We start from the raw sequence: 16,519 nt of genomic DNA on the forward strand, positions 1-16,519 counted from the left end.
GGCCCTTTCGCGTTTCGGGACCGCGAACCGGCCTCGGCGGGTGCGACAGGGAGGGCCGGAACCGCGCGGGCCGCCCGCGATTGAGACCGCGGCGCCCCTCAGTGACCCGGACAGGGCCTTCCACGCAGGGACCGGGCGCGCGGAGCGATCAGCCATGCGAAGCCGAATCCTTCTCCTGTCGCTCGCGGCCCTCGGCCTCGCGAACGCGCCGGCCTCCGCGCAGGACGCCAGCGTGATCGGCAAGGACACGATCCTGCCGGCCACGGGACCGGGAACCTCGACGGACGGCAAGGGGGGCGGGCGGCTGACGGAGGCGGCGAGCGCCGAGGACGCCGCCAAGCGTCAGGGGCTCAAGCCCGTCACCTTCCTGACCACGAAGATGATCGGCGTGACGGTGCGCAACGCCGCCGGCGACAGCGTCGGCAAGATCGAGGACCTGCTCATCGCCGACGGCGGGACGCTCAAGGCCGTCGTGATCGACGTCGGCGGCTTCCTCGGCCTCGGCAGCAAGCTCATCGCGGTCGAGCCGGGCGCCCTCGTGCTGCGTCCCGGCGGCGACCGATTCTCGGCGGTCCTCAACATGGGCAAGGACACGGTGGCGGCGGCCCAGCCCTTCGACCCGGCCAAGGTGATCGCGCCGCCCCGATAAGGCGCGACCGAAACCCGTCTTTGCGAGCGCAGCGAAGCGATCCAGGGCAGCGCGACTTCGGTGGACGTGGCGCTGCTGGGTTGCTTCGCTCCGCTCGCAAAGACGGCGCGGGCGCCATCGACCGACGCGGCGAGGCCGCGCCGGCGCTCCGGCGTCAGATGTCGAGGTCGGCGCCCTCAGCGAAGGCCGCGCGCTCGCTGATGAAGGCGAAGCGCGCCTCGGGCTTGTTGCCCATCAGGCGCTCGACCGTGTCGCCGGTCGATTCCCGGGCCTCGTCCAGGACCGCGACGCGCAGCAATGTGCGCTTCCTCGGATCCATGGTGGTCTCCTTGAGCTGGGCCGGCATCATCTCGCCGAGGCCCTTGAACCGCCCGATCTCGACCTTGCCGCCCTTGAACACGGTCTTGACGATCCGCTCCCGATCCGCGTCGTCCCGGGCATAGGCCACCTTCGAGCCCTGCTGCAGCCGATAGAGCGGCGGGATCGCGAGGTAGAGGTGGCCGCGGTCGATCAGCCTCGGCATCTGGCGGTAGAAGAAGGTGATCAGCAGCGAGGCGATGTGGGCGCCGTCGACGTCGGCGTCCGTCATGATGATCACTTTCTCGTAGCGCAGGTCCGCCTCGCGGAAGGCCGAACCGGTGCCGCAGCCGAGCGCCAGGGTGAGATCCGAGATCAGCTGGTTGGCGCCGAGCTTGTCGCGCGAGGCCGAGGCGACGTTCAGGATCTTGCCGCGCAAGGGGAGGATCGCCTGGGTCGCCCGGTCCCGGGCCTGCTTGGCCGAGCCGCCGGCCGAGTCGCCCTCGACGATGAAGATCTCCGAGCCCGCGGTGCCGGCCGCCGAGCAGTCCGCGAGCTTGCCGGGCAGGCGCAGCTTGCGGGTCGCGCTCTTGCGGGCGACCTCCTTCTCCTGGCGGCGGCGCAGGCGCTCCTCGGCCCGGTCGATCACCCAGTCGAGCAGCTTGTTGGCCTGGGCCGGGGAGGCGGCGAGCCAGTGGTCGAAGGCGTCGCGCACCGCCGTCTCGACGATGCGCTGGGCCTCCACGGTGGCGAGCTTGTCCTTGGTCTGGCCCTGGAACTCCGGCTCGCGGATGAAGACCGAGAGCATCGACGCGCAGGTCGCCATGACGTCGTCGGTGGTCACCGCCGTCATGCGCTTGGCCTGGTTCACCCGCTCGGCGTGCTCGCGCAGGCCGCGCAGCAGGGCGACGCGCAGGCCCGCCTCGTGGGTGCCGCCCTCGGGCGTCGGGATCGTGTTGCAGTAGGAGTGCGAGATCCCGTCCTCGGCGACCATCCAGGCCACCGCCCATTCGAGCGACCCGTGCGAGCCCGGCTTGGTGATCTTGCCGGAGAACATGGCGTCGGTGACGAGTTCCTTCCCGTCGATGTCCCGGGCGAGGTAGTCGCGCAGCCCGTCGGGGAAGCGGTGCACCGCCTCGGCCGGCACGTCCTCCAGCCCCTCGAGGAGGGCCGGGGCGCAGCGCCAGCGGATCTCGACGCCGCCGAACAGGTAGGCCTTGGAGCGCGCCATCTTGAACAGGCGGCGCGGGTCGAATTTCAGCGAGCCGAAGATCTGGGCGTCCGGGTGGAAGCGCACGCGGGTGCCGCGGCGGTTCTGCACCCGGCCGACCAGTTCCAAGGCCCCTTGGGCATGACCGCGCGAGAAGGTCTGGCGGTAGAGGGTCTGGTTGCGCGCCACCTCGACCTCGAGCAGGTCGGAGAGCGCGTTCACCACCGAGATGCCGACACCGTGCAGGCCGCCCGAGGTCTCGTAGACCTTCGAGTCGAACTTACCGCCGGCGTGCAGCGTGGTCATGATGACCTCGAGCGCCGACTTGCCGGGGAATTTCGGGTGCGGGTCGACCGGGATGCCGCGGCCGTTGTCGGTCACCACGAGGGCGCCGGATTCCTCCAGCTCCACCTCGATGAAGCTGGCATGGCCGGCGACCGCCTCGTCCATCGAGTTGTCGATCACCTCGGCGAACAGGTGGTGCAGCGCCCGCTCGTCGGTGCCGCCGATATACATGCCGGGCCGGCGCCGGACGGGCTCCAGCCCCTCCAGCACCTCGATGTCGGAGGCGGTGTAGCCGCCCTCCGGCTCGGCGGCCGCGAGCGTCGCCACGGAGGCCGCCGAATCCAGCCGCCGCCGCGGCTCGGGCGGGCGGGCCGCCGCGCCCTTGCCGCCCGGCCCGAACAGGTCCCGCGCCGGATCGCTCACGCGCGGCCTCCGGGCGCGCGGCGTGTCGGCCGGCTCGGCTTCGCGCAGACGGGTCTTGGGACGGGTCTCGGGTCGTGGAGCATGCGCCTTCATCCCCGCATGATAGCGGAACAAAACATAAACATCAAAGCCGTTCGCCCTGCGGCGAGGCGGTCGCATCATCGCATGCTGCGCCGCCGCGAGCGAGGGCCGCGTCCGTGCCGGCACACGGTTCCGCGCGCCGGGCCGTCATCACGACGTTGCACAACAATGGGTTAAGGCTTTCTCGTGACCCGCATGCCCGGCTTCCACAGGCGACGCCCGGAACAGAACGGGACGATCGACGTTGGTGGCGGAGATAAATCTTGACCGTGGTCAGGGAGCCGCAGTCCATGAGCGACGCCGCGATCGAGGCCCGCCGCCTCACGTTGATCCGCTTCGAGCACGCGGCCGGCGCTGCCTTCGGCTGCGACGATGATGCGGCCGCAGTGCCGCCGGCCCGGGCGCTGATGAACTCCACCACCCTCGCGCTCGCGACCTTCGCGACGGCCGTGGCGGCGACGATCACCTACCTGGTCTGAACCCGATCGCTGACCGCAACCCGCGGTGAGGGGCGGCAACGCTGGCGCCGCCTCACCACGTCCTTGCGAGCGGAGCGAAGCAACCCAGTCGGCGCCACGTTCGAACGCCTCGCGCTGCACTGGATTGCTTCGCTCCGCTCGCAAGGACGGGCGGGCTTGCCGGCCCGCCTCAGCCTCGTCCACGAACGCTTCAGCCCGCGCTCGACGTCTTCGCCGCCGCCTTCTTGGCCGCAGGCTTCTTCGCGGCGGTCTTCTTCGCCGCCGGCTTGTCGCCGCTCGCGGCCCGCGCCGACCCTTTCCGGACCGCCCCGCGCTTCGGCGGCTTGCCGCCGCCCGCGGCGCGCTTGGCGTTCACCAGGGCGATCGCCTCGTCCAGGGTCAGCGCCTCGGCGCTCATCGTCTTCGGCAGCGTGGCGTTGACCTCGCCGTCCGTGACGTAGGGCCCGTACTTGCCGGCCTTGACCACGAGATCGCGGCCGCTGGCCTCGTCCTTGCCCAGTGGCCGGCCCGGATCGGCGGCCGGGCGGCCGCGTCCGCCGCCCTGCTCCTTGGCGACGATCAGGTCGATGGCGCGGTTAGCCCCGATCTCCAGCACGTCGTCGTCCTTGCCGAGATTGGCGTAGGTCTTCCCGTGCTGCACGTAGGGTCCGAACCGGCCGAGATTGGCCAGGATCGGCTCGCCGGTCTCGGGGTGGCGGGCCACCTCGCGCGGCAGCGCCAGCAGGGCCAGCGCCTTGTTGAGATCCACGTCCGAGGGGCTGAGCCCCTTGGGCAGCGACGAGCGCTTCGGCTTCTCGGCGCCCTTCTCGGCGGAGGCCTCGCCGAGCTGGAGGAACGGCCCGAAGCGGCCGTCGCGCAGCGTCACCGGCAGGCCGGTCGCGGGATCGTCGCCCAGCACCCGCACGCCCGGCTGGCCGCCCTCGGCCGAGGAGCCGTCCCCGTCGCCGTCGACGCCCGAGGCCGAGAGCTGCCGGGTGTACTTGCACTCCGGGTAGTTCGAGCAGCCGATGAAGGCGCCGAACTTGCCGAGCTTCAGCGACAGCTGGCCCGAGCCGCAGGTCGGGCAGGTGCGCGGGTTCGAGCCGTCGCCCTTGTCGGGGAAGATGTGCGGGCCGAGGAGGCCGTTCAGCGCCTCCAGCACGTCGGCGACGCGCAGCTCCTTGGTCTCACCGATCGCCGCGGAGAAGTCGCGCCAGAAGTCGCGCAGCACCGCCCGCCAGTCGATCTCGGCGTTGGAGACCCGGTCGAGCTGCTCCTCGAGGCCGGCGGTGAAGTCGTACTCGACGTAGCGCCGGAAGAAGCTCTCGAGGAAGCCCGTGACGAGCCGCCCCTTGTCCTCCGGCTGCAGCCGCTTCTTCTCGATCTTGACGTATTCGCGATCCCGCAAGGTCTGGAGAACCGCGGCATAGGTCGACGGGCGGCCGATGCCGAGCTCCTCCATGCGCTTCACGAGGCTCGCCTCGGAGTAGCGCGGCGGCGGCTCGGTGAAGTGCTGGGTCGAGCTGATCCGCTCGCGGGCGAGCGGGTCGCCGGCCTTCATGGGCGGCAGGCGGCGGCTCTCCTCGTCTTCCTCGTCGTCCTTGCCCTCCTGGTAGAGGGTCAGGAAGCCGTCGAACTTCACCACCTGGCCGGTGGCGCGCAGGTCGATGGTCCGCGGTCCGACCTTGGCGGTGACGTCGACGGTGGTCCGCTCCAGCTCGGCCGATTCCATCTGGCTGGCCATGGTGCGGGTCCAGATCAGCTCGTAGAGCCGGGCCTGCTCGGGCTCGAGGTGGCGCGCCACCGTCTTGGGCAGGCGGCCCATGTCGGTGGGGCGCACCGCCTCGTGGGCCTCCTGGGCGTTCTTGGCCTTGACGCTGTACTTGCGCGGCACGTCCGGCACGTAGCGGTCGCCGAACTCCTTGCCGATCACCCGGCGGGCGTCCTGGATCGCCTCCGGCGCCATGTCGACGCCGTCGGTCCGCATGTAGGTGATGATGCCGACCGTCTCGCCGCCGATATCGACGCCCTCGTAGAGCCGCTGGGCGACCCGCATGGTCTGGGCCGGCGCCATCCCGAGCTTGCGGGAGGCCTCCTGCTGGAGGGTCGAAGTGGTGAAGGGCGGCTGCGGGTGGCGCTTGGCGGGCTTCGCCTCGACGCTCGCCACCTGGAAGGTCGCGAGCTCGAGGTCGCGCTTGAAGGCGGCCGCCTCCTCGCCCGTGCCGACGTCGAGGCGCTGGATCCGCTTGCCGTCGGCGCCGACGAGGCGGGCCTCGAAGGTCGCGCCGTCGGCGGTCGTCAGCGTCGCGATGAGCGTCCAGTACTCGCGCGGCTTGAACCGCTCGATCTCCATCTCGCGCTCGACCACGAGCCGGAGCGCCACGGACTGCACGCGCCCGGCCGAGCGGGCGCCCGGCAGCTTGCGCCACAGGACCGGCGAGAGGTTGAACCCGACGAGGTAGTCGAGCGCCCGGCGCGCCAGGTAGGCGTCGACCAGCGCCTGATCGATCCCCCGCGGCTTGCGCATCGCCTGCTCGACCGACGCCTTGGTGATGGCGTTGAAGGTCACGCGCTCGACCGGGATGCCCTTGAGCGCCTTGCGGGCGGTCAGCGCCTCCAGCACGTGCCAGGAGATCGCCTCGCCCTCGCGATCCGGGTCGGTGGCGAGGATCAGCTTGTCGGCGCCCTTGACCGCCTTGGCGATCTCCGAGACCCGGCTCGCCCCGCGGTCGGCCAGCTCCCAGACCATGTGGAAGTCCTGCTCGGGATCCACCGAGCCGTCCTTGGGCGGCAGGTCGCGGATATGCCCGAAGGAGGCGATGACTTCATAGTCGCGGCCGAGATACTTATTGATCGTCTTGGCTTTGGCCGGCGACTCGACGACGACGACTTTCATTCAGACCTCTGCCCCTGACGGAGCCTGGGCGCGACGGACGAATTCTGTTCGAGATTCGCGTGGGACGTATGCCCGCCGTCGGGCCGGGGCCGCGCGCCGGTCACAAGTGGGTCACGGGCGGCGGGTTGTCAAATCGCGAATCCGCGCAAGCCTCGCCCGAGGGACTCGTCGTAAGCCGCGCGAGCGGCTTATATGAACGGTGCGCGATGGCGGTCACCTACGATCCGGCCAAGCGCAGTCGGACCCGCGCGGAACGCGGGCTCGACTTCGAGGATGCGGCACTGGTGTTTGCGGGCCGGACGTTCACGTTCGAGGATGTCCGTCAGGATTACGGCGAGATCCGTCTCGTCACGGTCGGCGACCTGGCTGGCCGCATGGTCATCGTGATCTGGACGCCTCGGGACCAGGACCACCATGTTTTCTCGATGAGGAAGGCCAATGCCAGGGAGCAGAAGCGCTACGCACCGCTCATCCGCTGAGGCCCCGGTGAAGAGCGACCTCGTCAAGATGGACGCGCACGCGATCACGTCGGAGGAGTACGACGAGATCCCCGAGCTGACGGATGCGATGCTCGAGCGCGCCGACTTCTATTCCGGTGACCGGTTCGTGCGGCGCGGGCCACCCGACATGGCCCCTGGCATGGCTGACGGACCGGACACGATCCGTCTCCTTCCGGACGTGGCCGCACATTTCCGCGCGCAGGGGCCCGGCTGGCAGGCGCGCGTCAATGCCCTGCTGTTGGAGGCGGTCGAACGCGAGCGCGGAGAGACACCGCGCTGAGCGGTCAGATCCCCGCATACCACTCGTAGCCGCGGTCTTCCCAGTAGCCGCCGCTGCCCTGGCCGATCCCGGCGAGCGACTCCACCATCTCGACCCGCATCACGTACTTGGCCTGCTTGTAGCCGAGCTGGCGCTCGACCCGCAGCCGCAGGGGCGCGCCGTTCGAGACCGGCAGCGGCTTGCCGTTGAGGTCGTAGGCCAGGATCGTCTGCGGGTTGAAGGCGTCGTAGAGGTCGATGCTCTCGTAGTAGCGGATCGGGATCCCCGCCGGCTCGGGCTCCGGGGCCGGGCTGCCCTGGCCCCAATCGTCCTTGGGCGCGTCGGTGGCGGTGGCCGGGCCGCCCCAATCGTCGGCGGCGGCGAGCTGCACGTAAGCCTCGCGCACCGCGCCCGGATGGGTCGGGCGCCAGAGGGACGCGCCCTGGTCGCGCCCTCTGCCACCGCCCTTGGGACCGGCCTCGAACTCCAGCGTGTCGGCGCAGTGAAATACGGCGTAGCGCGCCTGCGGCTTCAGCCCGGCCTTCCTGAGCACCTCGGCGAGCGGCACGCCGCCCCATTGCCCGATGCAGCTCCAGCCCTCCACGCAATCGTGCCGGGTAATCTGGGTGCGCGACGGCAGGGCGCGCAGGTCCGCGAGGCTCAGCGACAGCGGGGTCTGGACCAGCCCGTCGACGGAGAGCTTGAAGTCCGAGAAGTTCCGCGCCGCCAGCGCCCGGTAGGCGCGGTCCGGCGGGTCGATCGTGCCGTTCGGCTTGAACCAGGGCGAGATCATCGAGGCCGGGAATTCCCGGGCCAGGGTCGTCGGCGACATCAGCAGGCGCTGGACGTACTCGTTGGCGTCCTCGCCGACCTTGAGGGTGCGCTGCCCCGTCTCGGTCCCGGCGAACTTGTCGCAGCCGGCCAGCAGCGCGGTGCCCATCAGGCCGGCGCCCGCGGTGAGGAGCTTGCGGCGGTGGAGGATCATCGGGCGGGTTCCTTCTCGGGACGGCCGAGGCTGAACCAGCCGGTGATCATGCCGCGCATGTTGTTGACGAGCCCGGACACGACCACGAGCAGCACGTGGACCACCACGAACAGCACGATCAGGCCGGCGGCGATGAAGTGAACGCTGCGCGCCGATTGCCGGCCGCCGAACAGCTCGGTCAGCCAGGGCCACGCGGCGTCCATCCCGGGCGACATGGCGAGGCCGGCGAGCACCATCGCGGGCAGCAGGCCGAGCACGAGGACGAGGTAGGTGAGCTTCTGGATGACGTTGTAGCGCTTGGCCTCGGTGCCCTCGGGGAAGCGCAGGAGCAGGTGCTCCTTCACGGAGCCGCCGAAGTCGCGGATCTGGTCGCCGTCGGGAATCAGGCGGCGGCGGAGCTGGCCCGAGACCAGGCCGTAGAGCAGGTAGACCGCCCCGTTGATCACGAGGAGCCACGCGAACAGGAAATGCCAGCGCCGCCCGGTGGCGAGGTCCTGGTTGGCCGGCAGCGTCGCCCAGGACGGGAAGGCGCGCTCCACCTCGGTGCCGCCCTCCCTCGACAGGCCGAGCACGCCGGTCGTGTCGAGGGTGTGGGAACCGACCGTCACGACGCCGCGGGTCGTGCCGTCGCGGCCGGGCTCGCTGGTGATGGCGAGCGACGGATTGTCGAAGGTCGAGACCGAACCCCAGTAGAGCGCCGGGTGGGCGTTGAAGATCTGCAGGCCGCTCATCAGCAGCACCAGCAGCACCGCGGCGTTGATCCAGTGCGCCAGCCGGATGACCAGCGGGTGGCGGTAGAACCAGCGGCGCCCCCGCCGGTCGACGGTCTCGGGGGCTTCGAGGGCAGGGGAGGCGGCCAAGCGTCTGGATCCCGGGCAAGCGGCGCGGGGTCGGGAGCGTACGAATCCCGACCGTTCGGGCAGATACGTGGCGCGGGGGCGGGCGGTTACCATCCGCCGGGAAAAAGGCCGCAGCCGCCTCTCGAAGTGCGACTGCGCCGATGGGCGCGCGCCGTCGATGACGGAGCGCGACGCGCCCCATCCTGCCGCCGGACGGACAGCCTGGGCCTCGAACCCGTGACGCCCGCAGCCCCTGACGGAGCGAGCGTCATGACTGAACCGGGATGAGCGCCGAACAGCCTTGCCCCCCGGGCGCGCCGCACCTACACCCGGGCCTCATCATGACGACGCCTCCGACCCCGGCCTTCCCGCACCGGCACCTCCTCGGCATCGAGGGCCTGACCCGGCCCGACATCGAGGGGCTGCTCGACGCCGCCGAATCCGCCGTCGACATCTCGCGGCAGGTGGAGAAGAAGCGCACGACCCTGCGGGGCCGCACGCAGATCAACCTGTTCTTCGAGCCCTCGACGCGGACGCAATCGTCCTTCGAGCTCGCCGGCAAGCGGCTCGGCGCCGACGTGATGAACATGTCGGTGGCCTCGTCCTCGGTGAAGAAGGGCGAGACCCTGATCGACACCGCCGCGACGCTCAACGCCATGCGGCCCGACATCATCGTGGTCCGTCACGAATCGGCGGGCGCCGTTCACCTGCTCGCCCGCAAGGTCGACTGCGCGGTGGTTAATGCCGGCGACGGCGCCCACGAGCATCCGACCCAGGCCCTCCTCGACGCGCTCACCATCCGCCGCAACAAGGGCCGGATCGAGGGCCTGCAGGTGGCGATCTGCGGCGACGTCCTGCACTCGCGGGTGGCGCGCTCCAACATCATCCTGCTCCAGGCCATGGGCGCGCGGGTCCGCCTGATCGCGCCCTCGACGCTGCTGCCCTCCGGGATCGAGCGCTTCGGCGTCGAGACCTTCACGGACATGCGCAAGGGCCTCGTCGGCTGCGACATCGTGATGATGCTGCGCCTCCAGCGGGAGCGCATGAACGGCTCGTTCGTCCCGTCCGTGAAGGAGTATTTCCGCTACTTCGGCCTCGACGGCGAGAAGCTGGCGCTCGCCAAGCCCGACGCGCTGGTGATGCATCCGGGGCCGATGAACCGCGGTGTCGAGATCTCCTCCGAGATCGCCGACGGGGCGCAGTCGCTGATCCGCGAGCAGGTCGAGATGGGCGTCGCCGTCCGCATGGCCGTGCTGGAGGCGCTGGCGCGGCACCTGCCGAACGGGTGAACCCAAGACAACGGGTGATCCCCAGACAAAGCCGGGCGGCCTTCACCCGCTCCGCTTGCCCGCCGAGCGGCCGTGGCGCAGTTTCCTGCCGAAATCCGGCCCTGATCTGTATAAGGGGCCGTCGCAACATGCAGATCGCTTCATGACCGCCTACACGCTCGCCGACCTCGCCGCCCTCGTGGCGAGCCGTGCCGGGACCGATCCGGCCACCTCCTACACGGCCAAGCTCCTGTCCGAGGGCCCCGCCAAGGCGGCCAAGAAGCTCGGCGAGGAGGCGGTGGAGGCGGCGATCGCGGCCGCACAGGGCGACAAGACCGGCCTGCGGAACGAGGCCGCCGACGTGCTCTACCACCTCGTCGTGCTGCTCCGGGCGGGTGGGGTCGAGCTCGATGCCGTGATGGCGGAGCTGGAGCGTCGCACGGCCCAGAGCGGCATCGCCGAGAAGGCCGCGAGGCGCCACGCGTGAACGCGGCCGCGCTGCCGGGCTCGGTCGAGGCGATCCTCGAAGCGTCCGACCGGCTCTCGCCGTATCGCCGCTTCAACCGCGAGGAATGGGCGCAGCTGCGCGCCGACACGCCGCTCACCCTCAACCAGGAAGACCTGGAGCGGCTGCAATCGATCAACGACCCGATCTCGGTCGAGGAGGTGGTGGCGATCTACCTGCCGCTGTCCCGTCTGCTCGCCCTGTACGTCGCGGCGACGCAGGGCCTGTTCAAGGCGACGCAGCGCTTCCTGCTGGCCGAGCGCGAGACCAAGGCGCCCTACATCATCGGGCTCGCCGGGTCGGTGGCGGTGGGCAAGTCCACGACCGCCCGCATCCTGACCGCCCTGCTGGCGCGCTGGCCCAACACCCCCAAGGTCGACCTCGTCACCACCGACGGATTCCTGCTGCCCAACGCCGAGCTCGCCGCCAACGGGCTGATGGAGCGCAAGGGTTTCCCGGAGAGCTACGACACCGCCGCGCTGCTGCGCTTCCTCCACGACGTGAAGGCCGGCCACAAGCGCGTCACCGCGCCGCTCTACTCGCACCTCGTCTACGACCGGGTGCCCGGCGAGGAGCGGGTCGTGGAGAGCCCCGACATCCTGATCGTCGAGGGCCTGAACGTGCTCCAGCCGGCGCGGCTGCCGCGGGACGGGACCGCGATCCCGTTCGTGTCCGACTTCTTCGACTTCTCGATCTATCTCGACGGTCACGAGGACGACCTGCACCGCTGGTACGTCACGCGCTTCATGAAGCTGCGGCAGACGGCGTTCCGCGACCCGCGCTCGTACTTCCGGAAATACGCCGAGATCGCCGAGACCGAGGCCCTCGACATCGCCGACCGGCTCTGGACGACGATCAACCTGCCGAACCTGCGCGAGAACATCGTGCCGACCCGCCAGCGGGCGAGCCTGATCCTCACCAAGGGCGCGAGCCACCGGATCGAGAGCGTGGCCCTGCGGCGGCTATGAACCGATGCGGGACGATCGCACGATCGGCCCGCATGAAGACCGAACCTCCGTCATCACGAGCGACGCGAAGTGACCCAGGGCAGCGCGACGTTCGGGGCGATGTCGCCGCCTCTGGATTGCTTCGCTTCGCTCGCAAGGACGTGAACGACCGAGCCTAGGCGCATCACGCGAACGGGAACTCCGCCTCCGCCACGTACGGACCGCCGCCGGTCGAGTCCCGCGCCGAGAACAGCGTCACCCGGTCCGACGTGTAAATCAGCGGCGCGAAGACCGGCGCCTGCGACAGGTACATCGCCGCCGCCTCCGGCGTGGCGTCGCGCCGGAGGCGCGCCAGGGTCACGTGCGGGGTGAATTTCCGCCGCTCCGGCTCGACCCCGGCCCGGCGCACGAGCCGCTCCTGCTCGGCCTGGAGATCCGTCAGCTCCGCCTCCGGCACCACCGAGGCGTAGAGCGCCCGCGGCCTGTCGCCGCCGAAGATGCCGAGGCCGTCGAGCGTCACCGTCAGGGCCGGGCGGACCCGCATCTCGGACAGCGCCTCCACCACGTCGTCGGCCGTGGTCGCGTCGACGTCGCCGATGAACCGCAGGGTCACGTGGAAGTCGTTAGGCTCGATCCAGCGGGCCCCGGGCAGGCCGCCCTGCCAGGCCCTGAGCGCGTCGGCGATCGCGGGCGGCACCGCGAGGCCAGTGAACAGGCGCGGCACTACCGCGACGCCCCCTGCCGGAGGCCCCCCAGGAAACCCTCCACCGTCGGCAGCATGCGGGAAGCGATGGTCTCCACGCCCTGCCGGTTCGGGTGGATCATGTCGTCGAGGTGCTGCGCCCGGTCGCCGATGATCCCGTCGAGGAAGAACGGGTAGAGGGTCAGGCCGTAGCGTTTGGCGAGCGCCGGGTAGATCGCGTCGAACCGGGCCTTGTAGTCGGGTCCGAGGTTGGGCGCGGCCTGCATGCCGGCGAGCAGGACCGGGATGCCCCGCGCCTTCAGCCGCTCGATGATCGCCGAGAGCGCGCCCTCGGTGACCTTCGGGTCGGTGCCGCGCAGCATGTCGTTGGCGCCGAGTTCGAGGATCACGCCCGCGGTCCCGTCCGGCACCGACCAGTCGACCCGGTCGAGGCCGCCCGTGGCGGTGTCGCCGGAGACGCCGGCATTGGCGACCGTCACGTCCGCGCCCCTGGCCTTGAGCAGGCGCTCCAGCACGGTCGGGAAGGCGGCGTCGGCCGGGAGTTTGTAGCCCGCGGTCAGGCTGTCGCCGAGGGCGACGAGCTTGACCGGCTCGCCGGGCGCGGCCCGCGCTCCCGGCGCGACGGCTGTCATGAAAGGGACCATCAGGAGCGCTAGCGCTGCGGCATACAGGGCCGTGCGGCGGAACACAGCGCGCGCGTCATGGCGCGGCCCCAATGCCGAACCCATATCGCGGTGCACCCGCGGCCCGTAGAGCCAAGATCGAAGCCGAAGGGATCGACCCCACGTGAGGACCTCGCGCGCCATGCTCGTCATCGCCCACAGATCGGCTCACCGGTGAGCCAAGGCAAGGTGCTGCGCGAGCCCGCGATCGCGCTGTCGGACATCGATCTCAGCCTCGGCCGCGGCGCCGCCCGCGTCCACGTCCTGCGCGGCATCTCGCTGAATGTCGACCGCGGCGAGGCGGTCGGCCTCGTCGGCCCGTCCGGCTCCGGCAAGTCGACGCTGCTGATGGTCATGGCCGGGCTGGAGCGGCCCGATTCCGGCGGCGTCGTCATCGAGGACACCGACCTCGTCCGCCTCGACGAGGACGCCCTCGCCCGGTTCCGCGGCCGGCGCATCGGCATCGTGTTCCAGGCCTTCCACCTCGTGCCGACCATGACGGCGCTCGAGAACGTGGCCCTGCCGCTGGAACTCGCCGACCGGCCCGGCGCCCTGGAGCGCGCCCGCGCCGAGCTGGAGGCGGTCGGCCTCGGGCACCGGCTGCACCATTACCCGGCGCAGCTCTCGGGCGGCGAGCAGCAGCGGGTCGCCATCGCCCGGGCGGTCGCCCCCGACCCGGCGATCCTGGTCGCCGACGAGCCCACCGGTAACCTCGACGAGGCCACCGGCCGCCAGATCGTCGACCTGCTGTTCCGGCTGAAACGGGACCGCGGCGCGACGCTGGTCCTCGTCACCCACGACAACGGCCTCGCCCGCCTGTGCGACCGCACCGTGCGCCTGCGCTCGGGGCGGATCGAGGAGGCGGTGACCGCCTGATGCACGGCACGATCACCCGCCCCGACCCCGCGCCCCGCCGGATCCCGCTCACCCTGCGCCTCGCGCTGCGCGAGTTGCGGGCCGGGCTCAACGGCTTCGCGGTGTTCCTCGCCTGCATCGCGCTGGGCGTCATGGCCATCGCGGGCGTGGCGTCGATCTCGCGCTCGCTGTCCGACGGGCTCGGCCGGGAAGGCCGGCGCATCCTCGGCGGCGACCTCGCCTTCAACCTCATCAACCGCGAGGGGACCGACGCGGAGAGGCAGGCGCTGGCGCGCGAAGGCCGCCTCGACATCGTCGCCTCCCTGCGGGCCATGGCGGTGGCGGGCAGCGGCGACGCGGCCCTGGTCGAGCTGAAGGCCGTCGACCCCGCTACCTATCCGGCCGCCGGCGACCTCGCGACCGACCCGCCGGGGCGCCTCGCCGAACTGCTGGCGGCGCGCGACGGGGTGCCGGGGGCGCTCGCCGACCCGGCCCTGCTCACCCGCCTCGATGTCAAGGTCGGCGACCGGATCACGCTCGCCGGGCACGACGTGGCGATCCGCGGCACCATCGTGTCCGAGCCCGACAAGATCGCCGGCGGCATCGGCTTCGGGCCGCGGCTGATGGTCTCCGAGCCGACGCTCCGCGCCACCGGCCTCGTCCAGCCCGGCAGCCTCAACCGCTGGAGCTACCGCCTGGTCCTGCCGCCCGGCACGCCGGACGCCGACCTCGACGCGGCGCAGGCTCGGATCCGCGCCGCCACCCCCGAGGCCGGCTGGGAGATCCGCTCGCGCACGAACGCCGACCCGCGCTTCGCCAAGAGCATCGAGCGCTTCACGCAGTTCCTGACCCTGGTGGGGCTCACCGCGCTGATCGTCGGCGGCGTCGGGGTCGGCAACGCCGTCCACGCCTTCGTGGAGCGCAAGCGGCCCTCGATCGCGACCCTCAAGAGCGTCGGCGCGCCGGGCTCGCAGGTGGTCGCCCTGTACCTGACGCAGGTGATGCTGATCGCCGGCCTCGGCACCGGGATCGGCCTCGCGATCGGCGCGAGCCTGCCCTTCCTCCTCGACGCCCTGTTCTCCGCCGACCTGCCGCTGCCGCTGAACCCGACGCTGGCCCCGGGAGAACTGGCGCTCGCGGCCGCCTACGGTCTGATCACGGCCTTCGCCTTCGCGATCACGCCGCTCGGCCGCGCCCACGACGTGCCGGTCTCCGGCCTGTTCCGCGACACGGTCGACCCGGCCCGCGTCAGCCCGCGCTGGCGCTACCGGATCTGGCTCGCCGTCAGCCTCGCGGCCCTGGTCGGCCTGTCGGTGGCGACCGCCTTCGACCGGCGCGTCGCGCTGATCTTCATCGCGGCGGCCGCCATCGCGTTCGGCCTGCTGCATCTGGTGGCGCTCGGCCTGATGGCGCTCGCCCGCCGCCTGCCGCACCCGCGCTGGCCGGCGCCCCGGATGGCGCTCGCCAACCTGCACCGGCCCGGCGCCCTGACGCCCGCCATCGTCCTGTCGCTCGGCCTCGGCGTGACGCTCCTCGTGACGCTCAGCCTGATCGACGCCAATGTCCGCCGCACGATCAGCGCGACCCTGCCGGCCCGGGCGCCGAACCTCTTCTTCCTGGACATTCCCTCCCGGGACGCCGCCCAGTTCCGCGAGTTCCTGGCGCGCTCGGCCCCGAGCGGGAAGATCGAGGATGTGCCGATGATGCGCGGCCGGATCGTCGCCCTGAACGGCGTGCCGGCGAGCAAGATCCGCCCCCCGGAAGACGCCGCCTGGGTGCTCGACGGCGACCGGGGCATCACCTACGCCGACGCGGTGCCGGACGGCTCCAGCCTCACCGAGGGCGCGTGGTGGAGCCCGGAGCAGGGCGCGAAGCCGCTGGTCTCCTTCGAGGCCGACCTCGCCCGCCAGCTCGGCCTGAAGCTCGGCGACACCGTGACGGTGAACGTGCTCGGGCGCGACCTCACCGCGACGATCTTCAACCTGCGCCGGGTGGAGTGGCGCAACCTCGGCATCAACTTCGTGATGGTGTTCTCGCCGGGCACCTTCCGGGGCGCGCCGCATTCCGACCTCGCGACGCTGACCCTGCCCGGCGGCACCGACGCTTCCGCCGAGAACCGCATCCTGCGCGACGTCGCCAAGACCTTCCCGTCAGTGAGCGCCGTGCGGGTGAAGGACGCCCTCGACGCGATCGGGGACCTCGTCGGCCGGCTGGTCCTGGCGATCCGGGGGGCGAGCGCCGTGGCGGTGCTGGCGAGCCTGTTCGTGCTGGCCGGCGCCATCGCGGCCGGGCACCGGGCGCGGCTCTACGACGCCGTCGTGCTCAAGGTGCTGGGCGCGAGCCGGGCGCGGCTGCTGACCGCCTACGCCCTCGAATACGCCGCGCTGGGGCTCGCCACGGCGCTGTTCGGCCTCCTGGCCGGGACGCTCGCCGGCTGGGTGATCGTCGCCAAGGTCATGCACCTCGACTTCCGCCTCGACCTGTCGGGCGCGCTGGTCGCGGCCGTGGCCGCGGTGGCGCTGGCGATCCTCCTCGGGCTCGTCGGCACGTGGCGGATCCTGGGGCAGAAGCCGGCGCCGTATCTCCGGCAGGCCTGACGGAGGCCGATCCCGCAGGCTCCGTATCCGGTTCAGCCCCGGCGGAGGCCGCGATCGAGGCCGTCGAGAGCGGCGGACCGCGCCCGGCCGGAGACGGTCC

15 protein-coding genes are annotated in these 16,519 nt (G+C 71.4%); 9 read left to right on the forward strand and 6 right to left on the reverse strand.

What is annotated here, in order from left to right:
• Positions 1-154: 154 nt before the first annotated feature.
• Complete coding sequence (locus ACLBYB_RS27195; RefSeq protein WP_020095331.1) at positions 155-649, forward strand: PRC-barrel domain-containing protein; 495 nt, start codon at positions 155-157, stop codon at positions 647-649.
• A gap of 154 nt (positions 650-803) precedes the next feature.
• Here ACLBYB_RS27195 and parE read toward each other — a convergent pair whose 3' ends face one another.
• A complete protein-coding gene (gene parE / locus ACLBYB_RS27200; RefSeq protein ID WP_447700641.1) occupies positions 804-2,864 on the reverse strand; it encodes a DNA topoisomerase IV subunit B in 2,061 nt (686 codons plus the stop codon).
• A gap of 371 nt (positions 2,865-3,235) precedes the next feature.
• Here parE and ACLBYB_RS27205 point away from each other — a divergent pair, with 371 nt between their 5' ends.
• Complete coding sequence (locus ACLBYB_RS27205; protein WP_042669668.1) at positions 3,236-3,424, forward strand: hypothetical protein; 189 nt, start codon at positions 3,236-3,238, stop codon at positions 3,422-3,424.
• Between the two features lie 190 nt (positions 3,425-3,614).
• Here the strand turns inward: ACLBYB_RS27205 and topA are convergent, their stop codons facing one another.
• Positions 3,615-6,299: a type I DNA topoisomerase gene (gene topA, locus ACLBYB_RS27210; protein ID WP_447700642.1), complete on the reverse strand. Its 2,685-nt coding sequence runs from the start codon at positions 6,297-6,299 to the stop codon at positions 3,615-3,617.
• Between the two features lie 206 nt (positions 6,300-6,505).
• Between topA and ACLBYB_RS27215 the strand changes: the two genes are divergently transcribed.
• Together ACLBYB_RS27215 and ACLBYB_RS27220 are read left to right on the forward strand one after the other, a co-directional pair.
• The gene (locus ACLBYB_RS27215; RefSeq protein ID WP_447700643.1) at positions 6,506-6,778 is read left to right on the forward strand and encodes a BrnT family toxin; all 273 of its coding nucleotides are present in this window, start codon (positions 6,506-6,508) and stop codon (positions 6,776-6,778) included.
• A 7-nt stretch (positions 6,779-6,785) separates the two neighbouring features.
• A complete protein-coding gene (locus ACLBYB_RS27220; RefSeq protein WP_447700644.1) occupies positions 6,786-7,079 on the forward strand; it encodes a BrnA antitoxin family protein in 294 nt (97 codons plus the stop codon).
• Positions 7,080-7,083: 4 nt separating this feature from the next.
• Here ACLBYB_RS27220 and ACLBYB_RS27225 read toward each other — a convergent pair whose 3' ends face one another.
• Together ACLBYB_RS27225 and ACLBYB_RS27230 are read right to left on the reverse strand one after the other, a co-directional pair.
• On the reverse strand, positions 7,084-8,043 hold the full coding sequence (locus ACLBYB_RS27225; RefSeq protein WP_447700645.1) for a molybdopterin-dependent oxidoreductase: 960 nt from the start codon (positions 8,041-8,043) through the stop codon (positions 7,084-7,086).
• Positions 8,040-8,903, reverse strand: coding sequence for a cytochrome b/b6 domain-containing protein (locus ACLBYB_RS27230; protein WP_447700646.1), 864 nt, complete (start codon positions 8,901-8,903; stop codon positions 8,040-8,042). Before ACLBYB_RS27230 ends, ACLBYB_RS27225 begins: the two co-directional genes overlap by 4 nt.
• A gap of 320 nt (positions 8,904-9,223) precedes the next feature.
• On the opposite strand from ACLBYB_RS27230, the gene ACLBYB_RS27235 reads away from it, so the two are divergent.
• From ACLBYB_RS27235 to coaA, 3 genes are all read left to right on the forward strand, one after another.
• On the forward strand, positions 9,224-10,171 hold the full coding sequence (locus ACLBYB_RS27235; protein ID WP_026605274.1) for an aspartate carbamoyltransferase catalytic subunit: 948 nt from the start codon (positions 9,224-9,226) through the stop codon (positions 10,169-10,171).
• Positions 10,172-10,313: 142 nt separating this feature from the next.
• A complete protein-coding gene (locus ACLBYB_RS27240; protein ID WP_447700647.1) occupies positions 10,314-10,637 on the forward strand; it encodes a phosphoribosyl-ATP diphosphatase in 324 nt (107 codons plus the stop codon).
• Positions 10,634-11,623 (forward strand): type I pantothenate kinase, encoded by a 990-nt coding sequence (gene coaA, locus ACLBYB_RS27245; protein WP_100253265.1) that lies wholly within the window; start codon positions 10,634-10,636, stop codon positions 11,621-11,623. Before ACLBYB_RS27240 ends, coaA begins: the two co-directional genes overlap by 4 nt.
• Before the next feature lie 163 nt (positions 11,624-11,786).
• On the opposite strand, the gene thpR is transcribed toward coaA, so the two are convergent.
• A complete protein-coding gene (gene thpR / locus ACLBYB_RS27250) occupies positions 11,787-12,326 on the reverse strand; it encodes an RNA 2',3'-cyclic phosphodiesterase (RefSeq protein WP_447700648.1) in 540 nt (179 codons plus the stop codon).
• The gene (locus ACLBYB_RS27255; RefSeq protein ID WP_020095341.1) at positions 12,326-12,937 is read right to left on the reverse strand and encodes an arylesterase; all 612 of its coding nucleotides are present in this window, start codon (positions 12,935-12,937) and stop codon (positions 12,326-12,328) included. The genes thpR and ACLBYB_RS27255 overlap by 1 nt, the downstream gene beginning before the upstream one ends.
• A 204-nt stretch (positions 12,938-13,141) precedes the next feature.
• Here ACLBYB_RS27255 and ACLBYB_RS27260 point away from each other — a divergent pair, with 204 nt between their 5' ends.
• Entirely contained in the window at positions 13,142-13,843 is a 702-nt protein-coding gene (locus ACLBYB_RS27260) for an ABC transporter ATP-binding protein (RefSeq protein ID WP_376738864.1), read from the forward strand.
• Positions 13,843-16,419 carry an ABC transporter permease gene (locus tag ACLBYB_RS27265; protein ID WP_447700649.1) on the forward strand — a complete coding sequence of 859 codons (2,577 nt, stop codon included), beginning with the start codon at positions 13,843-13,845 and terminating at the stop codon, positions 16,417-16,419. The genes ACLBYB_RS27260 and ACLBYB_RS27265 overlap by 1 nt, the downstream gene beginning before the upstream one ends.
• Positions 16,420-16,519: the final 100 nt, after the last annotated feature.

This window comes from Methylobacterium sp. D54C, from assembly GCF_053345595.1.

Excerpts from the sequence above, each read along its gene's own strand:
- ACLBYB_RS27195 (WP_020095331.1), top strand. The coding sequence starts at position 155 with ATGCGAAGCCGAATCCTTCTCCTGTCGCTCGCGGCCCTCGGCCTCGCG.
- ACLBYB_RS27240 (WP_447700647.1), top strand. The coding sequence starts at position 10,314 with ATGACCGCCTACACGCTCGCCGACCTCGCCGCCCTCGTGGCGAGCCGT.
- ACLBYB_RS27235 (WP_026605274.1), top strand. The coding sequence starts at position 9,224 with ATGACGACGCCTCCGACCCCGGCCTTCCCGCACCGGCACCTCCTCGGC.
- ACLBYB_RS27265 (WP_447700649.1), top strand. The coding sequence starts at position 13,843 with ATGCACGGCACGATCACCCGCCCCGACCCCGCGCCCCGCCGGATCCCG.
- ACLBYB_RS27255 (WP_020095341.1), bottom strand. The coding sequence starts at position 12,937 with ATGACAGCCGTCGCGCCGGGAGCGCGGGCCGCGCCCGGCGAGCCGGTC.
- ACLBYB_RS27215 (WP_447700643.1), top strand. The coding sequence starts at position 6,506 with ATGGCGGTCACCTACGATCCGGCCAAGCGCAGTCGGACCCGCGCGGAA.
- ACLBYB_RS27225 (WP_447700645.1), bottom strand. The coding sequence starts at position 8,043 with ATGATCCTCCACCGCCGCAAGCTCCTCACCGCGGGCGCCGGCCTGATG.
- ACLBYB_RS27205 (WP_042669668.1), top strand. The coding sequence starts at position 3,236 with ATGAGCGACGCCGCGATCGAGGCCCGCCGCCTCACGTTGATCCGCTTC.
- topA (WP_447700642.1), bottom strand. The coding sequence starts at position 6,299 with ATGAAAGTCGTCGTCGTCGAGTCGCCGGCCAAAGCCAAGACGATCAAT.